This is a genomic window from Pedobacter frigoris (genome assembly GCF_005116445.1).
Classification (GTDB): Bacteria; Bacteroidota; Bacteroidia; order Sphingobacteriales; family Sphingobacteriaceae; genus Pedobacter; species Pedobacter frigoris.
Map to the genome: position 1 here is coordinate 404,743 of NZ_SWBQ01000001.1, position 26,126 is coordinate 430,868.

A 26,126-nucleotide genomic window follows, 5' to 3' on the forward strand; every position below is an offset into this window, starting at 1 on the left:
GTCAAAAATGGCCTAAACGTAAAATATTCCTACAAATTAAACAGGATTGTCGACAATACATGTCATGTGTTTTCTCAAAATTAGCTGTTGCAGCCGGTGCATTATTTCCGGTTGCCTAAACCTAACCAACTAATGTATGAACAGAAAATGCTTAACCAGTATTTACAAAATTATTAGAAGCGTATGAAGAAACATTACCTAATAATTTTCATTGCAGCAGCAGGGTTGCTGCCTTACAATGCAGCCGCCGCTTCAGTTAAAGAATCCGAACATTATTATTATCAAAAACTAATTAAAGGGCAGGTGAAAACCCGCAGTGGGTCTCCTTTACAAGGCGTTCTGGTTGGTGTTAAGGGTAAAACCGTAAATACACTTACCGACGAAAAAGGTTATTATAGTCTGCAAGCCGAAGTAAATGATGTGCTTACTTATGAATTGGCAGGATATGCTCAGCAGGAGCATAGTGTTAAAGGAAAAAATATTGACGTATTTCTTCAGGAAAACGGTGCTGAAAAATGGACGAACGGTTTGTTTGGCAAACACAAGTCATCCACCTTTTCCGGCTCGGCGGCTGAGGTTAAATCAGAAGATTTATTCAGTGCTCCGATTTCCAACGTGAGTAACACCCTAAGCGGAAGATTAAACGGACTGATCACGACACAGTCTATTGCTAACGGCGATGATCGTTCTTCACTCAGTTTAAGAGGAAGAAGCCCGATAGTTGTGGTAGATGGGGCAGTCAGGGATATCGATGGATTAAGCCTTAACGAAATAGAAAGTATTACTCTGCTTAAAGATCCCGTATCACTTGCGGCGATGGGAATGCGCAGTTCAGACGGAGCGGTGCTGGTACAAACAAAACGAGGTTTTGCCGGTAAGCAGATCATCAGCTTTTCAGCTCAGGGTTCCTTGCAGGAATCTATAAATCTGCCAAAATACCTGGATGCCTATAATTACGCGACACTTGCCAATGAAGCGTCCGCTAATGACGGCCGCCCTCTGATTTACAGCCCAGCAGATCTTGAAGGTTATGAAAGTGGTTCCGATCCTTACAAATATTCAAATGTAAACTGGTACGATGCTACACTTAAGCCACGTTACAGCTTTAACCGTTTTAACCTGAATGTTTCGGGAGGAGGCAGTACGGCAAGGTATTTTGTCGCATTGGAGAACCAGAATCAAGGTGGTATTTTTAAAGAAGGGACTAATGACTTCAACACGAACAATACCGTAAACCAATACAATTTCAGATCCAATGTGGAGGTTGATATTGACAAAAACTTAAGCATTGCTTTAAGGTTGGCCGGAAAATACCAACAAGTCAATAGTCCTGGCGCGGGGATAGGGACGATATTAGATCAGATCAGACAAACACCGGCAAATGCATATCCGATCTTCAATAAGGATGGTTCTCTCTCCGGAAACTCATTATATACTAAGAATATTAGTGGTCAGCTGTATAAAACCGGCTATACCAGGGATTTCCGTCGGACGCTGTTTATAGATGCAGATCTTAACCGGAAACTTAACTTTATCACAAGCGGGCTTTCATTAACAGGTTCTATACATTACACGTCGTATTATAGCAATGTCATTTTACGAAACAGGTCTAATTTTGCTGTATTTCAACCGGTTATAGATCCTGTTTCCCAGGCAGAGAGTTATTTGCAGTTGGGTACAAACGACAATTATGCCAATGGAAATTCCTATGGAAACAGCTTTGCCAGGCGTTTGAATTATGATACCGGACTGAAGTACAGCCGTAGCTTTTCAAAACATAGCATTGATGCTTCATTACGTTATACCTGGGACCAATATGATGTAGGTACATCACTTACCCATGCTTATCAGGGACTTCTTGCCATGGCATCTTACGACTACGATGAGCGGATATTTGCAGATGTTACAGTCAGCTACCAGGGGACAGAACAATATCTGAAAGACAAAAGATATGGAACTTTTCCGGCCATCTCAGTAGGTTATAACCTTGCTAAAGAAAAGTTTCTGGAAAACAGCATTTTCGATCAGTTAAAGTTAAAAGCCTCAGCCGGTCTCCTGGGCTTCGACAGGGCCTCTAATTTTGCTTATCAGCCTTATTACAGTTCAGCAGGCAATGCTTATTATTTTGGAACTGCAACCGGAATGACGGGATGGAATGAAACGGCTTTAGGGAATCCGGCAATAAGCTGGGAAAAAACGAGAGTTTTTAGTGCAGGTATTGATGCGAGGATATTGAAAAACAGTTTAGGGCTAACGATTGAATATTTCAGGCAACACCAATATGATGTGCTGCAACAAAGAGGCCAGTCAAACCCTTTGCTTGGGATCAGTTATCCCGTAGAGAATCTGGGAGTTTACGACTATAGCGGTATAGAACTAGGCATAGATTACCAAAGGAAAATAGGGCAAGTTGAACTCAGCCTGAATGGAAATATGCAGGCAGCTAAAAGCAAGGTAGTATTTACCGATGAGCTGACCAGGAAATTTGCCTTTCAGCAGCGTACCGGCCAGCAAATCGGCCAGGCTTTTGGGCTTGTAGCATCAGGACTTTTTCAGAATCAAGCTGAAATTGACAATAGTCCAAAACAATTTTTCAGTTTGCTGCAGCCAGGCGACATCAAGTATGTTGATCAGAATGCAGATGGCGTTATTAATGAAGACGATGTTACTGCTATCGGGAAAAAAGGCATGCCCGTTTACTATGCCGGTTCCATTGGATTGAGATTTAAGAATTTTGATTTTTTCGCACTGTTACACGGCGTATCTGGTAAAGATTTCTATTTTACCGGAAACAATGCCTGGGAATTTCAGGATAACGGAAATGTACAACAACATCACTTAAACAGATGGACACCGTCGAACCCAACTGCAGATTATCCAAGGTTAACTTTTGGGACCAATACAAATAATCACAGAACTTCTACTTATTGGATTAAAAATGGCGATTACCTGAGGCTTAAAAATGTGCAATTGGGGTATACCTTTCCATCTGCGGTAACGCGTAACATCGGTCTCGGCAACCTGAGGATATTTACTTCCGCCTTTAACCTGGCTACGGTAACGAAGCTCAAAGACCTGGATCCGGAGTCACTTTTCAGCAATTACCCGCTTTATAAAAGTTATAATATTGGCCTGACGGCTAAATTCTAAAAGAAATAATATGAAATTATATAGCATAGTTACAGCAGGACTACTTATACTCCTGATCTCATCTTGTGAAAAAGATGTGTTGACCCAGCTTCCTGTAGAACGTACAGATCTTAGTGATATTTTCAATCCAAAAGACAAAGAAGGGGTGCTGATTGACGAATATTTAACAGGAATATATGCCCAGCTGCCCAGGGGGTTTAACCGTATCGGTAATAATTTACTGGATGCGGGAACAGACGATGCGCTGAGCGGAGATATTTCTGTGACCGCCGTAGACAAATTCAAAACCGGCCAATGGGGCCCGTCAGACTTGCCGGAGAACCCCTGGACTTCATCCTATAGCGCCATCAGAAGAGTAAATGTTTTATTGGAGAATATTGGTAAATCCGGTATTCCGCAAGCTAAAAAAGAAACCATCAGTTATCAGGCAAGGGCCTTGCGCAGCATTTTTTATTTTGAACTGATGAAAAGATGGGGAGGTGTGCCATTGATCGGAGACAAGGTTTTTGTCTTGAATGACAACCTTCAGCTTCCCCGGAATTCCAGAAATGAATGTGTGGATTACATTTTATCAGAATGTGAATTTTTAAAAGATAAATTGTCACCTACACTTGCGGCTAATGAGTTGGGTCGCGTTTCCAGGGGGGCAATCATGGCACTCAAATCACGGTTGCTCTTATATGAGGCCAGTCCTTTATACAATCCGACTAACATTGTATCGAAATGGGAGGCAGCCGCAAAAGCAGCCGATGACCTGATTAAACTGAATAACTATTCGCTGGAAGTCAACTTTGGAACAATGTTTACCACAAGAAGTAACAAGGAATTCATATTGGCTTACCAGCAAGCCGATAACACAAGTATTGAAAGCTTAAATGAACCTCCGGGTTATAAAAGAGCCGGGCAGGGAATTACCAATCCTACACAAAATCTTGCAGATGCCTTTCCGATGCTAAATGGTAAAGCGATTAATGAGGCTGGTTCCGGATATAATGCGGCAGATCCGTACAAGAACCGTGATCCCCGTTTTTATCTGACTATATTCCACAATGGCTTCTCCTGGTTAGGCAGTCCAATAGAAACATTTATTGGAGGTAAAAACAATATCCGGATTGGTCTGGGAAGCGGTACAAAAACCGGTTATTACATGCGTAAGTTCATGACTACGAGCGGTACAGCCGCTGGTTTTTCAAACGCTACCCATAATTTTCCCATTTTCAGATATGCCGAATTGCTGCTGAACTATGCAGAGGCACAGAATGAAGTACTGGCCAGCCCGGACGCTTCAGTATACAAAGCAATTAATGACATCAGAAAAAGAGGAGGCAGCACTGGGGTTTTTGCTGTCGGCTCCCTGGATAAGGACCAAATGAGAGCGATTATCCGGAACGAAAGACGAATTGAACTTGCGTTTGAAGAACACAGGTTCTGGGACATCCGTAGATGGAAGATCGCGGAAAATGTTCTAAACGGCACACTAAAAGGGATGAAGATTGTAAAAAATGCCGACCAAACGTTGACGTATGATCCAAATGCTGCGGTGCAGACCGTAACGTTTGATGTAGCTAAAATGTACCTGTATCCGGTGCCTTATGTGGAGATACAGAAAAATAGCGCCCTTGTTCAAAATCAGGGTTGGAATTAAGTAGGGTATTAATTTTTAGTTAATATATTCATGAAGAAGATATACATTATGCTGGCTTGTACACTGAGTGTGCTGTTGGGTTTTGCCCAAACCAGAACGATAAGCGGACGGGTGTCAGACAGTAGCGGCCCGCTTCCAGGAATAAACGTCAAAGTAGAAGGTACAAGCATCGGGAGTGCCACAAATAATGAAGGATTTTATACGATCAAAAATGCACCGGCAGAAGGCCGGTTAATATTTAGTGGAGTTGGTTATGTAACAGCATCTGAAAAACTGCAGTCCAAAAGTGTGTACAACGTACAGCTGACAGAGGACGTAGGGGGACTGAATGAGGTGGTAGTTGTAGGTTTTGGTCAGCAAAAAAAGCCTACAATAACCGGTGCAATTGCCACGGTGAGCGGAAAAGAACTGAGACAAAGTCCGGTAGCTAACCTGACCAATGCTCTAGCGGGCAGATTGTCCGGTTTATTTGCACAGCAAAATGGCGGTCAGCCCGGCAGAGATCAGGCTAATATACAAATTAGAGGCATCAGCACTTACCGATCAGGAACTGCACCACTTTATATCGTCGACGGTGTACAACAAGATGACATCGGACAAATCGATATGAATGAGGTGGAGAACATTTCTATTTTAAAGGACGCATCAGCTACTGCAGTGTATGGGGTAAGAGGCGCAAACGGAGTAATTATACTGACTACACGCAGAGGTAAGACCGGGGAAGCTAAAGTAAGTGTCAGCCTGCAAACAGGAGCAAATGTCACACACCGTCTCCCTAAATTCCTGGATTCTTACAATTCACTTTTACTGCTCAAAGAAAGTTATGTAAATGATGGACAGGCCAGCTCTTTCCCTTACTCAGATGCCGATATGGAACATTTCAGAACCGGTGATATGCCCGATGTTTATCCAAATGTTGACTGGTCAAAGGAGGTCATGCGAAAAAGCTCCTTACAAAGTCAGTTTAATACCAATGTACAAGGAGGTACAGAGCGGGTGAAGTACTTTGTTTCGGCAGGCTATTTAAACCAAAACGGCATTTTCAAAAATTTCAGCCAGAGTGAAACAGAGAACACCTATTATTTTAAGAGATACAACTTTCGTTCAAACCTGGATATTAATGTCAATAAAAATTTAGATCTGAGCCTTAATCTGGCCACCCGCCTGGAAAATATCAATCAGCCACATCCGGCAGAATCAGGCCGTTCAGTATTCAACCAGTTGATGCGTGTAGGTTTTGCTCCGTATAATTTTCCGATCTATAATCCGGACGGTTCATTTGGTGCTCCTAAAGAAAGTAATCAGCATGCAAACCTGGTGGCACAGTTGACATTGGCAGGTTACGACAGAAGTTATAAAACAGATATTACATCAACCTTAAATGCTACCCATAAGTTAGACTTTGTGCTTGAGGGATTGTCGGCAAAAGCACAAATGGCATTTTCCAACGGGCAATTTTCATCAAAAAGTTTATACAGGGACGGATACCCCACCTATCGCTATAATCCAATAAATAGTACCTATACTTTATTTAATAGTACCTATCCTGTTTTAAGACCATATTTAACTTCAACAGGTAATCTGGCTCCTAAAACAGTCACTGATCTGCAAACATCGCTGAATTACAACAAGGTGTTTGGAAAACATAATATCAGCGCGCTGGCATTGTATAATCAGAATTCAACTAAAGAAGGCGCTAACCGTGACATTAACTATTTAGGATATGTAGGCCGTGTAACGTATAACTACAACCAGCGCTACATGTTGGAGTTCAATGCAGGATATAATGGATCAAACCAGTTTAATGATGAAAATCATTTTGGGTTTTTCCCTGCAATTTCAGCAGGCTGGGTCATCAGTGAGGAATCTTTCATTAAAAAGAACCTGAACTTTATCAATTTTCTAAAACTACGCGGTTCTTACGGTATGGTGGGTAATGACAGGATAGGTATTGATTTAGCGACCTACGCCTATTTAAGTACATATGTGAGTACCGGCTCTTATGGTTTTGGCGATAGCCATACCAACTATACCGGATTGGCAGAGGGAAAGATTGGTAACCCGGACATTGCCTGGGAAAAAGAACGTAAGGCAAATATTGGTATTGATGCTGACTTTTTCCAATCAAAACTGAAGGTTACTTTTGATTACTTTGATAACCAGCGTTTCGATATCATTACTACCCGCGCTACTGTCGGTCAGATTGTAGGTGTCACTTTACCGGAAATTAATATGGGTAAAGTAAGCAACAAAGGATTTGAACTGGAATTAGGCCACAACAACAAAGTCGGGCAAGTTGAGTATTTCATGAAGGGGAATATATCGGTTGCCAAGAACAAGATATTGGAACGAGATGAAGAGAAGAAGAAATATCCATGGCTGCAAAGTACGGGGTTGCCGGTCGGCCAGTCTTTTGGTTATAAAGTAATCGGTTTTTATAATGATGCCGATGATTTGGCAAATAGCCCTAAAAATGTCACGCTTAACCCGCAGGTAGGGGATTTGAAATTTGCTGATTTGAATAACGACGGCATTATTAACGATGATGACAAAGGCCCTATCGGATACCCGAATGTTCCCAATACTACGCTGGGTTTGTCAGGCGGAATTAGCTATAAAGGCTTTGATTTTAGCTTCCTGCTGCAAAGTGCGCTGAACGGAAGCGTAAGATTATCAGATGAGCTGATTTACGATAATGCTGCCAACCGTTTCCAGGAAACACATTTAGGCCGATGGACACCCGAAACAGCTGCCACGGCTACCTATCCTAAATTACATTTGGCCAGTGCCAACAACAGATCTGTTTCTTCGTTTTGGCTGCGCTCAAATGATTATTTGAGGTTGAAAAATGCTGAAATAGGCTACAGATTTACACCAAAAGCTATTCGACGTATTGGGATAGAAAGTCTGCGTGTATACGCTAATGGAGCGAATTTGCTTACCTGGGATTATTTAAAGTTAGTTGATCCCGAATCGCCATCAGGCCGTGGTGAAAACTATCCTCAGCAAAGGATCTTCAGTTTTGGTTTAAATCTTAATTTTTAATTTGAATAGTGATGAAAATATCAAAATATTTAATTGTATCTGCTTTTTTAGCTGTTGTTTCGACAGGCTGTAAAAAAGAAGGAGTACTCAAAAATGATACTCAGACAGATATATTTGATGCCGACGTTTGGACTGACAGTGTAAAAACAACTCAGGTTTTGACAAGTGTTTATGCCGATCTTGGTCCGGAGAGTATGTTGACACGGATCAATACCTCCAATTCCCTATCTGAATTTACGGATGAATCAGATGAACGCTGGACGGCGACAAATGTTAGTCCGGCGTCAGCCTTTCAGAAAGGTAACTATAGTGCCAGTTCGTTACCTGATCCGTTTAATAACATTTGGGCCAATAGCTACAAATCGATTCGTAAAGCCTGTTTGTTCCTTTCAAAAGTTGATGGATCTCCTTTATCTCCGGCAATGAAAAAACGGATGAAAGCAGAAGCTCTGTTTTTACGAGCCTGGTATTATCACATATTGATGAAGCATTATGCCGGTGTGCCATTGATCGAAAAAGTATTGTCGATTACTGAGGAGGTTGATGTACCCCGTAATACATATGAAGAATGTGTGAATTTTGTGATCAGGGATTTAGATGCTGCGGCTCCTGACCTTCCTGTTGATTATATCGCCAGCGGGCTCGGACAAGATTTTGGCAGGGCAACCGAAGGTGCTTGTCTGGCACTGAAAGCGCGTGTATTGTTACATGCTGCCAGTCCACTGTTCAATGGAGGCGCAGCTGAACCTAACCCGGTATATGGATACCCAGCTTATGACCAAAACCGATGGGTAAAAGCGGCTGAAGCAGCAAAAGCTGTTATGGATATGCGGGTTTACTCATTGGTGCAAGGGACAAATGGAGATAACAGCACGGCTCAGGGTTATTACAATTTGTTTTTAACACGCATCAATACAGAAATGATCCTGCCCCGTCTTTCCGCCAGTAACCGTACGCTCGAAAACTCACACTTACCTACAAGTCGTGGTGGTGCCAATCATAACAATCCAAATGGCGATTATGTGAATACTTTTCCTATGAAAAATGGTAAGCCAATTACTGATCCCACATCGGGCTATAATCCTCAAAATCCTTATGTGAACCGTGATCCGCGTTTTTATCGCAGTGTCATCTACAATGGAGCAATATGGGCAAGCAGTTCAGGTGACCAACCAGTTTACACATATCATAATGCTCCACAAGATGGATTAAGTATGCCTTTTGTCGGGGGCACACAAAGCGGTTATTTCAATCGTAAAATGATGAGTGAAGGCGTTACCGGAACAACAGGCGGAGCACAGCATTTTTTTCCGTTTTTACGGTATGGAGAAGTACTGCTGAATTATGCAGAAGCTTTGAACGAATCAGGGAAGACAGCAGAAGCTTATGCTCCTATGGCTTTAATTCGTGAAAGAGCAGGATTGGTTCCATTTGAATTGCCATCAGGTTTAACACAAGAACAGATGCGAAAATTTATACGTGACGAACGCCGTATTGAACTGTCTTATGAGGACCATCGTTTCTGGGATATCAGACGCTGGAAAATTGGTGCCAGTACCTATGGTAAGCCACTCCGCGGTATGAAGATCGTGAAAACAGGTGCAACCACCTATACTTACGAAGAATTCGAATTTACCAAGCCCTCAGTATTTATTGAGCCAAAAATGAACCTGTTACCTATTCCACAACAGCAAATTAATATTTCTACTAAGCTCATTCAAAATCCAGAATGGTAAATAACAGGTTGCGGTCTTATGCCCGCAACCTGTTATTTAAATAATCCTATTGTTACACTAAACCAAAACCAAAATGAAAAAAATGTTATTGATGTTCTGCCTCCCGCTAATGCTGGTTGCATGTAAGAAAAAAGATGTAGACACGATCCCTTTCGAAGAGGTGATTCCCGAGGATACTGTTACCTTTTCAAGTGACCACGTCTATAATTTGAATGTTGTATACTTTGTCCCTACAAATAATCCGGCTAAAGCGGATTATGAACGCCGCTTAAGTGAGATTATGCTGTCGGCACAAACTTTCTATGGTAATCAAATGCAGGCCAATGGCTATGGATTTAAAACTTTTGGTTTAATGACCAGAAAAAATAAAACCAGAATTAAAATTACTACCATACCAGCTCAATATACTTATGATCAGTATACAACTGCTAATTTAAGTGGTATACTGGCAGAAGTAGAAGCTTATTTTGCCGCCCATCCAGGAGAAAAATCAGGCGAGCACAACCTGATCATCAGTCCCTCGATACCAAGTGGCGTCGGTAACCCGTATGTGGGTTATGGGAAAAGTTGTTTTTGGCCTGACAGGGGGGAAGAGGTTACCAGCACTACCGGAATTGGCGGATTAATGCATGAATTGGGTCACGGCTTAAATTTACCCCACAACAGGCAACGCGAATCAAGAATAGGTGATCCGAGCTATGGTACTTCCCTGATGGGGAGCGGTAACGGAACTTACGGAAAATCTCCTACCTTCCTGACCGAAGCAGATTGTGCTATATTAAATACCAACCAGATTTTTCAAACGAGCACTTCTATTACTTATTATGGAGTGGTAACAGCAAAGGTAAAAAGAATGTATGCCTCTTACTCAGCTGCTAAAGGAGCTATTGTGGCTTCCGGCAGATTTACCAGCAGCGTTCCGGTAACCAATGTTACTTTTTATCTGGATCCTAATCATAATAATGAAGGAGTTGGCGTAAACAAAGACTATAATGCAGTAACCTGGGCTACGAATGTAATAGGGACTGATAGTTTTTACGTGGAATTGCCGATGATTGAAATGAACAACACCTATAAAGTTAATAATCCGGCGGAATTGAAAGTGAAACTGATCCATGAAAACGGGAAGATTACAAATACTACCTATAACTTTAACTTTTCGAATAACATTCCGGTGATTAATGTTACTCCGGATCCTTTTGAAAAGAGTGATTGGACGGTAATTGATTTTAGTTCCCAGGAAACCGTGATTGAGAACAAACCTGCGAGTTACATGATAGATGAAGATAACAATAGCTTTTGGTTTGCCAAGCATTCATCTCCGGCAGCAATTTTGCCTCATCATGTTACCATTGACCTGTCCCGCAGTCTTACCGCAGATGGTTTTAAGATTCTGTTGCGTTCCGGGGCATACCGTGCTGTAAAAGATGTGGAGATCCTGACCAGTTCAGATAACCTGACCTGGACTTCTGCCGGTAACTTTGTGGTGCCAAAGGTTTCCACTGAATCTAAAATTCCGTTTGGCACATCGAAAACATTCAGGTATTTTAAAATTATAGTAAAGTCAAATTATGATACGGCTGAACCTAATAAATCATGTATTGCCGAATTAGGCTTGTATAAAAACTAAGCCATTTTATTGACCATGAGCACTGCTCATGGTCAAATAACTACACAAACAATACGGGGGGTGTGAATACTTGAAACACACTGGTCATACGATAACGATTTCGTAGTTTTAATTGGGGATATCCTCATTAAAATACTTAGAACTCATTAGCTTAGTTTCTATTTTGGATGGAAATGAGATCGGGGATTAATTATATAAAAACTAAACAATAAATAAATACACACACAAACACAAAATGAAACAAATTTTAACATTCTTTTTTTTACTTATTGCATTTAATTCCGTCGCCCAGTCGAGCGACTGGCAGTCACTGTTTGACGGCAAAACGCTCAATGGCTGGAAACAGATGACTGGCTCCGCTACTTATGTTGCGGAAAATGGAATGATCGTAGGCACAACAGCTTTAAAATCACCCAATTCATTTCTTGTAAGTGATCAGCGTTTCAGCGGCGATTTTGTATTGGAACTGGAAGCAATGATGACCGATACCAATACCAATTCAGGTGTGCAATTCAAAAGTAATTTTGATGCGGCTGCGAATAAAGGACAGGGGAGAATATATGGTTATCAATATGATTTTGACCCTACAGCCCGTAAGTGGGCGGGAGGTATTTATGATGAAGGCAGAAGAGAGTGGTTATATCCCGTATCAAACAATCCCAAAGGACAAATATTTTTCGCACCTAATGTTTTTCACAAGATCCGCATAGAATGCATCGGTAACACCGTGAAGACCTGGTTGGATGGTGCGCCTGTTTCTTATTTGGTGGATTCCCTGAAAACAAACCAGGGTGTCCTTGGACTGCAGGTGCATGCGATCGGCAAGCCGGAGTACGCAGGTATTAAAATATTCTGGAAGAACATCCGTATCCAGACCAAAAACATCAAGCCGCTCGCTTTCCCAAAAGGCGTGTATGTGGCTAACCTGATGACCAACAGCCTTACCGGTTATGAACAACAAAGCGGCTGGAAATTGTTGTTTGACGGCAAGACTACAAAAGGCTGGATTGGTGCCTACAAATCCTCTTTTCCTAATAAGGGATGGGAAGTTAAGAACGGCTTGTTGAGGGCACTGCCATCAAATGGCGACGAATCGACAAATGGAGGTGACATTGTGACCAAACAGCAGTATGTAGCGTTTGACCTGTCGTTCGATTTTAAACTGACAAAAGGCGCAAACAGCGGTTTAAAATATTTTGTGACGCTGAAAGAAAACAATAGCGGTTCAGCAATCGGACTGGAGTATCAGCTGCTGGACGACAACCTGCATCCAGATGCAAAATTGGGTAAAGACGGTAACCGTACGTTAGGTTCATTATATGATCTGATCAAAGCCCAAAAATCATCACGTTTCTTCCGTCAGCCGGGCAACTGGAATACAGCCAGGATCGTGGTTTACCCGAACAACCATGTGGAGCACTACCTGAATGGCGTAAAAGTACTGGAATACGAGCGTGGCTCAAAAGCGTTCCGCGATTTGGTTGCCGAGAGCAAATACAAGGTATGGCCAGGATTTGGCGAAGCAAAAAAAGGGCATATTTTGATACAGGACCATGGCAACGAAGTAAGCTACCGGAGTATTAAAATCAGGGAGTTGAAATAACAATAGCTTACCATATTTACGAACCATAATAAAACCTTTATATGACTGATCACAATTCTTCAAGAAGAAAATTTTTAACACAAGCATTATTGGCCTCTGCCGCAGTTGCAGCAACGCCCAGCTTTTTATATGGACAAAGCCAGTCCCGCTTTGGGGCCGGTGAAAAAGTAAACCTTGCCTGCATCGGAATTGGCAACCGAGGTGGTGAAATTATCCGTGAACTCTATAAAACAGGATTGGCCAATATTGTGGCTTTGTGTGATGTAGATATGGAAGCTCCTCATACCCTGGCGATCCTGAAAATGTTCCCGGATGTACCGAGGTTTAAAGATTTCAGACAAATGTTTGATAAAATGGGCAACCAGATTGAAGCCGTTTCCATTGGTACACCCGATTTCTCCCATTTTCCAATTACCATGATGGCTATAGGTCTGGGTAAGCACGTATACGTTGAAAAACCAATGGCCCGCACCTTCCAGGAAGTAGAGCTGATGATGAAGGCCGCAAAGAAAAACAGGAAAGTGGTGACCCAAATGGGCAATCAGGGACATTCAGAAGCCAATTATTTCCAGTATAAATCATGGGTAGATGCAGGCATCATTAAAGATGTGACCTCCATTACCGCACATATGAATTCACCTAGACGCTGGCATGGCTGGAATACCAAAATTACTTCCTTCCCGGCTGCGGAACCAACTCCCGCTACCCTCGACTGGAATATCTGGCAGATGCAGACCCAGGGACACCAGTTCAACAAGGATTTTGTGAACGGTCAGTGGCGCTGCTGGTTCGATTTTGGTATGGGCGCTTTAGGCGACTGGGGTGCACACATTCTGGATACCTCGCACGAGTTTCTGGACCTGGGACTACCTTACGAAGTAGATCCGGTAAAACTGGATGGACACAATAACTTTTTCTATCCGATGTCATCTACACTTTCATTTAAATTCCCGAAACGTGGCAGTAAGCCACCAGTTGAAGTGAAATGGTACGATGGTATTGATAACCTTCCACCGATACCGGCCGGATATGGCATACAGGGATTAGATCCCAACATTCCGCCGCCGAGCAATGGACCGATTAAGGCAGCCAGTCTGAACCCAGGTAAGATCATTTACGGCAAAGACCTTACTTTCAAGGGAGGTTCACATGGTAGTACGTTATCCATTATTCCTGAAGAAAAGGCAAAGGAAATGGCTTCCCGCTTGCCGGTTGTGCCTCAGAGTCCATCAAACCACTTTGCGAATTTCCTAAAGGCCTGTAAAGGCGAAGAAAAAACGCGCTCGTCTTTCGAGATCGCAGGACCATTGAGCCAGGTATTCTGCCTTGGTGTACTGGCCCAGTGGACAGGCGAAAAAATTGTTTTCGACAGGAAGAAGAAGATCATCACCAGCAGTAAAAATGCGAATGAGTTGCTGATCGGTCCGCCGCCGCGTCAGGGCTGGGAGCAGTATTACAAAGTATAATTTTTATAAATGAGGGTGTCCGGAGAATACGTTCGGGCACCCTGTTTTCGGTAACGATTGCGTAGTTTTAGTCGGGAGTTTTTTTATTAAAGTGGCTTTAACTAGTTAGATTAGTATTCCATACAAAAGAACCACGCACATCATGAAAAAGATCATACTGCAATTGTTATTGACGTCGATTTATTTCGGCGCATTTTCACAGGAAACGGTTATTAAATACTTGTCGGGGACAGATAAGAACCACACGGTGTCCTGGGATTTTTATTGCACTGCAGGAAGGAAGAGTGGTGTATGGACTAAAATTCCTGTGCCATCACAATGGGAGCAACAGGGGTTTGGAGCCTATAATTACGGCCATGATAAGATAAAAAACAACGAACAAGGGCTGTATAAGCATGAGTTTCTTACAGCTAACCTGACAGGTAAAAAGGTTTATATCGTTTTTGAAGGATCGATGACCGATACCAGGGTCATGATCAATGGCAAGCAGGCGGGGCCGGTACATCAGGGCAGTTTTTATTGCTTTAAGTATGATATCACCGATTTGCTAAAATCAAACTCAAAAAACCTGCTTGAAGTGACCGTAGATAAGACATCTGCCAATCTATCGGTAAATAAGGCCGAGCGGAGTGGTGATTTCTGGGTTTTCGGTGGAATCTACCGGCCTGTTTACCTGGAAATTGTTCCACAGGTTTTTATAGAAAGAGTCGCTGTAAACGCAAAAGCTGACGGGTCCTTCCAGTTGGATGTATACGCACAAAACCTAAAGGATTGCGATCTGATTGAAGCCCAGGTGCAAAAACTCAACGGCCAAAATGTAGGAAAGCCTTTTTCAGCTAAAGCAAATACATCAGGAGATCACATTGAATTAAAGTCTGGCTTTGATAAACCTCTACTATGGAGTGCTGAATTTCCTAATTTATATCAGGTAGTGATTGCTATCAAAAACGAAAAGGGGAGCGTTCACCGCACTAAACAAAAATTCGGCTTCCGTACCGTAGAGTTGCGGGTTTACGACGGGCTGTATGTAAACGGTTCAAGAGTAATCATGAAAGGGGTTAACCGCCATAGTTTCTGGCCGGAAACCGGCCGTACACTAAGTCATGAGGTTCACCTGATGGACGTACGTCTGATGAAGGAAATGAATATGAATGCGGTAAGGATGTCCCACTATCCACCTGATCGCGATTTTCTGGATGTTTGTGATTCGCTGGGTTTGTATGTAATAGACGAACTTACTGGCTGGCAGGGCAATTACGATACCGAAACGGGGCGCAAACTGGTTAAGGAGCTGGTGGTGCGCGATGTAAACCATCCCTCGATCCTGTTTTGGGCCAATGGCAACGAAGGAGGTTTTAACAGGGATCTGGATAAAGACTATGCGTTGTACGATCCGCAAAACCGCACCGTGATTCATCCCTGGGAAAAATTTAATGGTACCGATACCAAGCATTACCCAAATTTTAAGGACATAGTTAAGGCTGCGGGCAGCGGACAGGAAGTTTACTTTCCGACCGAATTTATGCATGCGCTGTATGATGGTGGGGCTGCTGCTGCGCTGGATGATTTTTGGACTGAAATGCTGAAGCATCCGCACGCGGGGGGCGGATTTATCTGGGCGTTTTCAGATGAATCGGTTATCCGTACAGATAAAAATGGTGCTTATGACGGAGATGGCAACCATGCTCCGGACGGCATTGTCGGGGCTCACCGCGAAAAGGAAGGAAGCTTTTACGCAATAAAAGAGATCTGGTCGCCGGTGTATATCAATCCACAGCCAATCGCTGCGGGCTTTAATGGGAAAATAGCGGTCGAAAACAGGTATTCGTTTACAAACCTGAACCAATGCACATTTAAATGGAAGCTAGTTAAGTTTCCGTCGGCAACGGATAAAGTTACTGCGGCTGCTGTAAAAGCAAAGGGTTTACTCAAGGCTCCTGATCTTAGTCCGGGGCAAAAGGGCGTCCTAAACCTGGTACTGCCTGCTGCATGGACGAAAAATGACGCATTATACCTGACTGCTTATGGTCCGGACAAGAAAGAGATATTTACCTGGAGCTGGGCAATTGGTCAGCCGGCAGCGATCGCAGGTAAAAAAGGCATTTCGACTGGCAAAATGGCTGTAAGAATGACGGAAACGGATAATGTGCTGAGCATCAAATGCGATGGTCTCACTTACAATTTTGATAAAAAGACTGGATATATCCAAAATGTAGTAAAACCTGCAACGACGATCTCTTTGTCGGGAGGGCCGGTGCTGGCTGGCGTTCAAACCGAATTAAAGCAGTTTGAACATAAAATGGTTAATGGTCAATATATTGTCGAGGCTGATTACCAGGGAGCGGGTTGGTTGCATGTAAAATGGACATTTGTTTCGGGACAGCCTGCTAAACTGGAATACCAGTATTCGCAACAGGGAGATGCCAGTTTTGTGGGCATCACATTCAATTACCCTGAAGAAAAGATCACCGGAATGAAATGGCTTGGCCGTGGTCCTTACAGGGTCTGGAAGAACAGGTTAAAAGGTCAGCAGTTCGGCGTTTGGCATAAGGCCTATAACAATGCCATTACTGGTGAAAGCTGGGGGTATCCAGAGTTTAAGGGCTATCATGCTGAGGTCAGTTGGGTAACGATAGAAAATAAGGAAGCGCCATTTACTGTTTATTCGGCAGATAAAAATACCTATCTACAAATGCTGCGTCCGGCACGAGAAATGGCTGCGCTTGCCAATAACAATGTGGAGCCTTCTTTTCCGGAAGGAAGCATTGGGTTTTTAAGTGGCATCAGTCCAATCGGCACTAAATTCCAATCGGCAAAAGTAATGGGCCCTCAAAGTGAACTCAATCATGCCAATGGTGAAAAGGTAAGTGGTACGCTGTGGTTTGATTTTGTCCGTCAGTAGTTTGGTGAATGAAGCGATGTAGGCATGTATGGTCTGCTCCAAAAGCTCTGGTTCTAAAGGGAAGCAGTCTCTAAGCTGGTTTCGCGCTGCCTCTGATGTTCCTTCAATATGCATTCGTGTAACTACACCCAAAATGAAATCACTATGCAATTCCTACATAGCCATTTAAAAAGCTGTAGCCCTACCAACCCTTGAGTAGCCCCTATAAAGGGGTTTTGAAGTGCTTTAATAGATACGAACGCAAAACGAACGCAGGTTGAAAGGAGAGCGCATTATTGGTAGACTACTTCATCTCGGTTTTCAGGTGATAACTAACATACCAATCAGGTGTTAGTTATCCATCTAAATCTTATCCACAAGATTTTTACCAAGATAATATTTAAGGTAGAGCACTACCAGTTGGTGGTTGGTGTGTGACGAAGGATCAGGCATATTAGAACAATCCATTGCTTTGCAGATTGGACTAATTGAGAATAGAGGTCAAAAAAAGAAGAAATAGAAGCCGGTTAGTAAGCCCGGCTGGTTTTCCATCTGACAACCAGACTTTAATTAGCCATTTCGGTTTAAATTGTAGTTGAGTTTTTTATTGGTTTAAATTGTAGCGTTTTAACAGATATTAGCGTTTTCTTTAAAAACCTATAAACCATGAAAAGAATTGCGCTTTTATTACTTATGGCCGGCGCGTTGCTGGGTTGTAGAAAAGACAGAAATAACACCGACTGTAATAATTTTTGCCCGTATATCTCGATTGGCTCGGTGTTCATAAAATTTGTAGACAATAAAGGGCTGGCCGCGGATGTAAAAGACTACACTGTCGTGAACCAGCGGACGGGAGAACAAATTAATGCTCATTATACCAGTTCGAAATATGTGAAAGGCTCCTTCGTATTGGTCGATGGTAGTTATATAGGAAAGTTGTCTGAAGCGGGTGATGATTTGAGAGTTACAGGCACATCTGTAGAGACCAATCAGACCAAATCTGCAATAGTAAAAGTAAAAGGCGGTAAATGTGCCTGCCAAATGGAAAAAGTTTCAGGTCCTAGTCAAATTGCTTTCGATTAGTTTAACGGGAAATCCTTTCAGGCAATTTGGTAGGGGAATTGTGGTGAGCCGATTAAATTCGCTAATCGGCTCATAATTTGCTTATATTTGAGCCGAATAATTAGAATAATCGGCTCATGAGTTACAATTGGCAGTTACAGAGATGGCCTGACTTTATCTATAACTTAGACGAAGTTCAGCCATTAATTGTGAATTTCGCAAAGGAAACGGGGGAGGTTAACGGTATTATCCAGGCCTTGCCTGAGGAAATGCGATTGGAAAACTTATTGCAACTCATGCTGTCTGAAGCGATTAAAACTTCGGAAATTGAAGGGGAATATCTCAGCAGGGAAGATGTCATGTCTTCGATCAGGAATAACCTTGGTCTTAATGAGAGTCCCGTTCTGGTCAAAGATCAGCAGGCCGCAGGTATTGGTCGTCTGATGGTAGATGTGCGCAAAAGTTTCCAGGAACCACTGAGTATAATCACGCTTAAATATTGGCATGAATTGCTGATGGAGAACGCGAAGCAAATCAATGCTGGCGAGTGGAGGACAGGCGCCGAGCCTATGCAGGTAATTTCAGGTGCATACGGCAAAGAGACGATACATTATGAAGCTCCTCCTTCCAGTCAGGTAGAAAACGAAATGCTCCGCTTTGTGGATTGGTTCAACAGCGTTGAATTCGGGATTGGTGGAGATGTTGCTGAAGCAGTGCTCCGGGCTGCCGTTTCTCATCTTTATTTTGAGTCTATACATCCTTTTGAAGATGGTAACGGACGTATTGGCCGTGCGATCGCAGAAAAGGCACTTTCCTGTTCTCTCGGCAGGCCAGTCATGCTCAGCTTATCGAAAGCGATAGAAAAAGACAGGAAACGGTATTATGCTGAACTCAAAAAGGCACAGGCTGGTTTAGAAATCACGGAGTGGATGATCTATTTTGCATCAGTTATCCTGGAAGCTCAAATTGATGCAAAAACTATGGTACAGTTTACTTTAAAAAAAGCCTTCTTTTTTGACCGTTATAAATCACAATTGAATGAACGTCAGTTGAAGGTGATCAATAAAATGCTTGCAAGTGGGGCGGATGGCTTTGAAGGAGGGATGACTGCGGCAAAGTATATGCGGATGGCAAAGATATCCAAGGCGACTGCGACCAGGGATTTGCAGTATCTGCATGAAATTGGTGTGCTGTTGCAAGAGGGGCTTGGCAGGTCTGTACGGTATCAGATTACGGTTTCTTAATTTAAAATGCCCCGTTTCTCCTTAGGAAGGAGAGAGGATCATAGCAAAATCTCAGACTTAGGATAAGTCTCCGTATTAAAAATCACATACAAGATCAGAAATAATCATTATTATTGTAAGCAAAGTGCTACAGTCGATTTTTAGATGATGCTACATTCTGATAATGAGATTATTGAAGGGTTGAAGCGAGGCGGGTCACAAAGACAGATTTCTGAACGAGATCTGTACAAGGCCTATTTTTACCTCATCGCCCACGGCACTAAAAAATACAAAATCAGCACCGAAGATGCCGCCAGTGCATATTCGGATACCATCATCAGCCTCATCCATCAGATAGTTAACCGAAAGTTTGAAGGCCGCTCGGCACTCAAGTCCTACGCGTACCAGATATTTTCCAACAAATGTGTTGACCTTTTACGAAAAGAAACGACTAATAAGCGAAAGGCCGAATATGGTATTCCACTGGACAGTCTGGTGTATGAATTGCCGGATGCTGCCAGAAATGCTGTTCAGCAGATCATAGCAAAAGATGACTATAGCCGCCTGACCAAAATGCTGATGGAAGTAGGGGGGAAATGCAAGCAATTGCTGTTGTTTTTTGAAGATGGTTACAGCGATAAGGAAATAGCTGGTATGACGGAATACAATTCAGCAGAGGTGGTAAAAACCAGCAGGTTGAGGTGTATGGAAAAATTAAGAACATTATTGAAAATTAATAAAAGATGACAGATCTGGAGTATATAGCGCAATATTTTGATGGGGAATTGTCTGAGGATGCTAAAAAAGCATTTGAGGAAAGGTGTGCCAAAGATGAAGTCCTTGCAGAGCAGGTTGCGCAATATATCATGATCAAAGATGCGCTGAAGCTGGAACTCGCGCAGCATAAGAAAGCGCGTTTTGCACAGCTTTATGAGGATGTCTTAGCTGCTGAAAAGCCTCAGGAAAAACAAAACTATCCATTGATCAGAAAACTGTCGCTGTATGCCGCCGCCGCTTGTCTGGCCCTGGTAGCAGCCTGGCTGATTTTCTTCAGAAGCCCGGATTCAAAAGTAATGGCGCGAGATTATATCGCCGCCAATTTTAACAACCTCGGTGTAACCATGGGTGCTAGTGACCAATTGCAGCAGGGAATCGCTGCTTTCAATAAAAAAGACTATCCTACAGCAATCAGCATTTTCGAAACCCTGACAAATGACAATACATTTCGGGCTGAAGCTGTAAAAAACCTGGGTATTACCTATCTGATTACGGGCGAGTATGATAAAGCCATAGCAGCGTTTGATGAGCTGTCTAAAATGGATTTATATACCAATCCCGGTTTGTTTTACAAATCAATAGCCCTCTTGAATAAGGGCGATAAAGAAAGCCATGAGCAAGCAAAAATCAACCTGGAACAGGTTGTTTCAAAAGACTTGGCTGGAAGTAAAGAGGCCAAAGCATGGCTGGACAAGCTCTGATCACCTCAAAATCTATCTTATGAAATCAAAAAATCCCTATGTATACCAACAAACTTTCACCAAAACGCAACCCCGCTGCGGTTAGATTAAGCGCGCGGAGCGAAAAACTGGAAAAATTACTCACCAGAACTTACCGTAAAGATCAGATCCTGGTCTTTTTCAAAAGGAAACCAACGGAAAATGATATCCGGACGGTTAAGGAATCTTTTAAGAAAGACGGCATTGCCATAGAGACGATCAAGATGCTTTCCTGTGGCAATTGTGATATCCCTGTGCAACTGTGGTCTGCCAAAGGAATTCATTCCCGGATCAGCAAGGATTCTTTAAAAGCCGGGTCGGGACCATCATCTACGACCGTGGGCGAGTCTTATTCCCTGAACTTTACCAATTCGGTTCCGGCTGATGCGCAGAGAGGATTTCAAGGTGAAAACAAGCATTTGCAAAATCCTTCGTCCGGCAAAAAAGATGAAATTATCGTAGCCGTATTAGATACGGGTGTAGACACTGCGCTAGTCGATCCTCAGTATCTGTGGAAACAGACTGACACCACAACGGGGGCAAAGTGCTATGCTGAAGTGCATGAAGGCTGGAATTTTATTGACAATACCAGTAATTACAGGGATGACAATCCCAATAGGCATGGCAGTATCGTCAGCCAGTATATCATCAACCAGTTTGCAGGCGCTGAAAATAATACGGTAAAGATCATGCCGCTGAAAACGCATGACAAGGATGGGGTGGGTGATCTTTTTGGGATACTCTGTGCCATTAATTTTGCAATAGCCAAGGGTGCTCATATCATCAATGCGAGCTGGGGATTCTATTATTACTATGAAATTCCTGTGCCTTATCTTAAAACGCTGATTACCGGCGTATTGCGAAAAAAAGGCATCCTCTTTGTCACGGCAGCAGGCAATCAAAGTCCGGCAGAGGACGAAATTGCCAAACAAATTTACCAGGCAGAGCATGGAATTACGTTGACTGAAGATCAGCTACGCAATCTAGCCATTCATAATTTCTATCCTGCTAACTTGAGCACCGCGGCCAATAGCGTAATCACGGTAACTACCACCGATGAGCGTACGGTAAGCGCCACGCAGAATTACAGCAATAAATATGTGGATCTTGGTGTAGTGGCCGATCAGGTGCTGCGTGAAGGGATGAAGTTTGCCGTTCCTTTTGATGGTGCGGATCCGGCTTTGATCAGCGGATCTTCCTTTGCTACGGCCATAGCCAGCGGGATTATCGGGGCACATTGTCCAAAAAGCTTTTATGTGCCAAATATCAAAAAGGCAGATTTCATTGCATGCCTGGGCAGCTTGGCTGTTGCAGGTTCAGGAACCCATGTTCTTGAGGAAAATTTAGTGCTTGCCAAAAAGCACATCAGAAATGGTGCTTGTGTAAAATAAGCAAGCCATGCAAAGATTATTTTTTCGCTCAGCAGTTTTACTGTTGTTTGCTTTGCTGTATGGCTTACAGGGCTACACTCAATGTTTGTCCGACTCGGCGGTAGTAAATAAAGTAAACGGCATTCATGGAAATTCCGGGCTCAGCAATCACAAAAAGCTAAGCTTGCTACAGGCATTACATCAGAAATACCTGAAATGCCATCCCGTCAGGGGCTTCGGCTATGCGCAAATGGCCCATAGGATGGGAGATTTGTACGGCAAAACAGATGACCTGGTAAAGGCCATATTTTTTACTAAGGAAGCCGTGCAGGTCAATACTTCAGGTAGAAAAAACACCGATCCATCCTTCCTGGCCAACAGCTATTTTAACCTTGGGATATTCTATAAGCGGTTGAACCTGTTAAAAGAATCCCAGGATTACTTCGACAGGTGCATTGCTTCAGGAAGTCAGTTCCCCGATAAGTATTTCATTGTTTTTATGGCTTTTGAGCAGAAGTCTTATGCCTGGTACCAGACAGGGGATTATCAGAAAAGTATAGAAATAGCGAACGAAGGGATTTACCTGGCCGGAGAAGTAGGAAACCTTGATGCCAAGGCGCCGTTGCTTGCACAAAAGGCACAAGCGGCCGCAGAGTTGTCGTTGTTTTCCGAAGCAGAATCCAGTATCACAACAGCGATCGCCATGCTTGAGCAGTCGGGTAATGACCCTGTACACCTGGCAACCAGTTATTCTGTATATGCTGATTTGCTCGGTAAAAAGGGAAATCCGAAATCTGCCATTTCTTACTATCAAAAAGCGTACGATTTAAATGCCACTAATGAAAATTTTGAACAGTGCGCCAGGGATCTGCTGGATATGGGCAGTGTATATGCGGATGAACTGAAGGAATATGATAAGGCCCTCGAATGTTACAACAGAGGATTTAAGCTCGCCCGGGAGGCGGAAGATCAGTACCAGATGGCAGCCTTATATTCCAATATGGGCGTGGTGTATGGTTACCAGAAAAACTACAGTAAGGCTTTGTCTTATTATCAAAAGGCATTGATCACATTGCCTTTGGGATTTAAGGATATTTCGTTGAATCGAAACCTGAATTCGAATATGCTCAAGCTGGTTTCCAACGATTATTTTGTGACTACGATGATCGCTAACAAAGCAAATGCATTACTGCAGCGCTATCGTCAGAGTGGGGATAAAACAGACCTGAAACTTTCTCTGGCTACCTATGAACTGGCAGATGAAGCGCTCGATATGATGCGATGGAAGCAACACGCTGAGGAAAGTAAGTTGGTCTGGCGTAAAAAAACAAGGGACCTGTATGAGGAATGCATCGAAGTGTGCTTCGCCCTGAAGGATGTAGAAAAGGCTTACTATTTTTTTGAAAAGAGCCGGGCAGCATTATTAAATGACAGGTTGAGTGAAACCCTGGCAGAAAATCAGCTTTCCAAGAAAGACCGTCAAAAAGAAAAACAATTACGTATAAATGCCTTTATACTTGGACAAAAGCTACTTGCCGCTCCACAGGAAGCGACGGAATATTCAAGGTTAAAAGCAGACTGGCGTGCTGCGCAGGATCAATGGGAGCGGTATATTAGAAAACTGGAACAGCAGTATCCGGCTTACTATCAACATAAATTTGACCGTAAGGTTTTTCCTCACAGTAGTCTCAGGGCTAGATTGAAGAAAGAACAGCAGGTATTGGTAGAGTATTTTACGGGAGCTGACTGTATTTATACTTTAGTGCTTTCCGGTTCACAGCAAAAGCTGCTGAAGATCAGGTATCCTGATTACGAAAAAGACACCCGGGAATTGCTGAACCTGTGTTCCAATCGGTCTTTGCTCAACCAAAATTATAGCAGATACGCTTTACTGGCGAATAAATTATATCGAAGACTTTTCAAGCCTCTGGGTGTTGAAAGAGGCAGGGTCATCCTATCGCCGGATGAACAGTTTATACCTTTTGAAGCCCTGCTTACCGATGCTGGGAACCGGGAGAGCTTTTTAGCAAAACAATATGCTTTTAGCTATGTGCATGCAATGCGTACGGTGATGAAAAAGCACCAGAGCTACCCTACGGAAACCTCGTTTTTAGGTGTCGCGCCGCTGCAGTATGGTGGCGGTTTATCTGCCTTGACAGGTTCAGATCATTCACTGGAAAGGATAGCGTCTGGTTTTAAGCAGGCGCTGTTATTAAAAGGTGCTGATGCGTCACGGGAAGCTTTTTTGCAGCAGGCCACCCGACACCAGCTCTTGCAAATTTATGCGCATGCAGATGCTGATAGTCTGGCAAAGGAACCGGTATTGTACCTTGCTGATGGCACGGTAAAATTATCAGTTATTCAGCAGTTGAAATTTACAAACACCGAATTGGTAGTGCTTTCTGCATGTAATACTGGAGTAGGGCGGAATGCTAGTGGTGAAGGTATATTTAGCATGGCCAGAGGCTTTATGATCGCCGGCGTGCCTGCAAGCGTAACTAACCTCTGGCAGATTGACGATCAGGTGACCTACAGGATTACTGAATCTTTTTATAAGTGCCTGCAGGAAGGGATGACAAAGGATGTGGCCTTGAACAAGGCAAAACTGGCACTGCTGGATGATGAAGATGGATTGCATGTGATGCCGTATTTCTGGGCTGCGACTATAGTAATAGGGGATACGGATGCTATTGAATATGAAGCCGGTTTTAGTCTGTTTTTGTGGATTACAGCTGGTGGTATTCTGATGCTGGCAGGGGCGTTATTGCTGAAAAATAAAAAAAGTTAAAAATGTTGTTTCCCTTTTTTAGGTAGTCACGACTAATGTAGTAAGTCATGACAATAAACTTTAATTATTTAAACCTTTAAAAACAACAACATGAAAAAGTTATTCATCCCAACATTGTGCGCAGGTCTTTTATTATTTGGCGCAACTGCTTCTAAAGCTCAAACTGCAAAAGCTTTGATCGTAAACACAACTTCAGAAGCTGAAGTCAACAAAATCGTGGAATCTTTAAAAGGTGCTGATCCTTCGACTTATCGCCTGACTGTAAATTATGGTACTGCTCCGCTTTCATCTATTGGTAAAGTGGGAGGAGCCACAGTAGGTGCAGGAGGCGGTTTTAATGCGTCTGATGTGATCGTGATCCAAAAGATCATTACCAATGGTAAAGACTTGCAAAATTCAATCATCTCGAAATTGAATACCAATCTGAGCAAGCAATCATTCAAATCCGTAAAACTGTCGGCAGTGCGCGGCAGGGGACTGTAAGGAAATATTCTGATGACCAGGAGCAGGTAAACGCCTGCTCCTTTATTTTAAAGCCATGAAATACACCTTGATAAAATCTTTCTTTGCCCTGCATCTGTTGATTGTGCTGCTGGGATCAGGATTGATCAAACAGCATAACAAGCTGGCAGAAGCTTTTTTGTTGCGGTACGCATCGTACACGGGAGGAGGTTTTGGTTACAGTTTCTTTTCTCCAAATGTGGGAAACCAGACCGTGGTAAAGGCCTACACGCTGGATGGTAAAAAGCATTTGAGACAGGATGCCTATGGTATAGGAAAAAACCTGTTCGACTCCCGGCTATCCGCAGTCATCCATACTTTTAGAAACCAAAAGGCCTACGAGCTTACTTCGAGGATGATTGCCTCACACGTTTTCGCCAACCGGCCAGGCACGGGAGTAGCTTTCATCTCTATCGGAGAATACGTTCCCCCCTTGATGAAAGATTACCGCCTTTACCAAAAAACAAGCATTTTCCGGGAAGTATATAACGGAACTTACAAGCTACAATAATTATTTGCCTTAAAACTTT

General features: G+C 43.0%; 16 protein-coding genes. All 16 read left to right on the forward strand.

Annotation, left to right across the window (positions count from 1 at the left end; genetic code table 11):
* Nucleotides 1-183 precede the first annotated feature (183 nt).
* Entirely contained in the window at nucleotides 184-3,150 is a 2,967-nt protein-coding gene (locus FA047_RS01735; protein WP_136834261.1) for a SusC/RagA family TonB-linked outer membrane protein, read from the forward strand.
* 10 nt (nucleotides 3,151-3,160) lie between these two features.
* Nucleotides 3,161-4,795, forward strand: a complete 1,635-nt coding sequence (locus FA047_RS01740; protein WP_136834262.1) for a RagB/SusD family nutrient uptake outer membrane protein — start codon at nucleotides 3,161-3,163, stop codon at nucleotides 4,793-4,795.
* A 30-nt stretch (nucleotides 4,796-4,825) separates the two neighbouring features.
* Complete coding sequence (locus FA047_RS01745; protein ID WP_136834263.1) at nucleotides 4,826-7,840, forward strand: SusC/RagA family TonB-linked outer membrane protein; 3,015 nt, start codon at nucleotides 4,826-4,828, stop codon at nucleotides 7,838-7,840.
* A gap of 11 nt (nucleotides 7,841-7,851) precedes the next feature.
* Nucleotides 7,852-9,576 (forward strand): RagB/SusD family nutrient uptake outer membrane protein, encoded by a 1,725-nt coding sequence (locus FA047_RS01750; protein WP_136834264.1) that lies wholly within the window; start codon nucleotides 7,852-7,854, stop codon nucleotides 9,574-9,576.
* Between the two features lie 73 nt (nucleotides 9,577-9,649).
* Nucleotides 9,650-11,206, forward strand: coding sequence for a discoidin domain-containing protein (locus tag FA047_RS01755; protein ID WP_136834265.1), 1,557 nt, complete (start codon nucleotides 9,650-9,652; stop codon nucleotides 11,204-11,206).
* Nucleotides 11,207-11,441: 235 nt separating this feature from the next.
* Nucleotides 11,442-12,809 (forward strand): 3-keto-disaccharide hydrolase, encoded by a 1,368-nt coding sequence (locus tag FA047_RS01760; protein ID WP_136834266.1) that lies wholly within the window; start codon nucleotides 11,442-11,444, stop codon nucleotides 12,807-12,809.
* A gap of 41 nt (nucleotides 12,810-12,850) precedes the next feature.
* Nucleotides 12,851-14,275, forward strand: a complete 1,425-nt coding sequence (locus FA047_RS01765; protein ID WP_136834267.1) for a Gfo/Idh/MocA family protein — start codon at nucleotides 12,851-12,853, stop codon at nucleotides 14,273-14,275.
* Nucleotides 14,276-14,417: 142 nt separating this feature from the next.
* On the forward strand, nucleotides 14,418-17,177 hold the full coding sequence (locus FA047_RS01770; protein ID WP_136834268.1) for a glycoside hydrolase family 2 protein: 2,760 nt from the start codon (nucleotides 14,418-14,420) through the stop codon (nucleotides 17,175-17,177).
* Nucleotides 17,178-17,822: 645 nt separating this feature from the next.
* A complete protein-coding gene (locus tag FA047_RS01775) occupies nucleotides 17,823-18,239 on the forward strand; it encodes a hypothetical protein (RefSeq protein ID WP_136834269.1) in 417 nt (138 codons plus the stop codon).
* A gap of 116 nt (nucleotides 18,240-18,355) precedes the next feature.
* On the forward strand, nucleotides 18,356-19,462 hold the full coding sequence (locus tag FA047_RS01780; protein ID WP_136834270.1) for a Fic family protein: 1,107 nt from the start codon (nucleotides 18,356-18,358) through the stop codon (nucleotides 19,460-19,462).
* A gap of 144 nt (nucleotides 19,463-19,606) precedes the next feature.
* Complete coding sequence (locus FA047_RS01785; RefSeq protein ID WP_136834271.1) at nucleotides 19,607-20,188, forward strand: RNA polymerase sigma factor; 582 nt, start codon at nucleotides 19,607-19,609, stop codon at nucleotides 20,186-20,188.
* On the forward strand, nucleotides 20,185-20,919 hold the full coding sequence (locus tag FA047_RS01790; RefSeq protein WP_136834272.1) for a hypothetical protein: 735 nt from the start codon (nucleotides 20,185-20,187) through the stop codon (nucleotides 20,917-20,919). The genes FA047_RS01785 and FA047_RS01790 overlap by 4 nt, the downstream gene beginning before the upstream one ends.
* Before the next feature lie 38 nt (nucleotides 20,920-20,957).
* Nucleotides 20,958-22,328, forward strand: coding sequence for a S8 family serine peptidase (locus tag FA047_RS01795; protein ID WP_136834273.1), 1,371 nt, complete (start codon nucleotides 20,958-20,960; stop codon nucleotides 22,326-22,328).
* A gap of 7 nt (nucleotides 22,329-22,335) precedes the next feature.
* A complete protein-coding gene (locus tag FA047_RS01800) occupies nucleotides 22,336-25,095 on the forward strand; it encodes a CHAT domain-containing protein (protein WP_136834274.1) in 2,760 nt (919 codons plus the stop codon).
* Between the two features lie 90 nt (nucleotides 25,096-25,185).
* A complete protein-coding gene (locus FA047_RS01805) occupies nucleotides 25,186-25,578 on the forward strand; it encodes a hypothetical protein (protein ID WP_136834275.1) in 393 nt (130 codons plus the stop codon).
* A gap of 55 nt (nucleotides 25,579-25,633) precedes the next feature.
* Nucleotides 25,634-26,107: a hypothetical protein gene (locus tag FA047_RS01810; protein ID WP_136834276.1), complete on the forward strand. Its 474-nt coding sequence runs from the start codon at nucleotides 25,634-25,636 to the stop codon at nucleotides 26,105-26,107.
* Nucleotides 26,108-26,126: the final 19 nt, after the last annotated feature.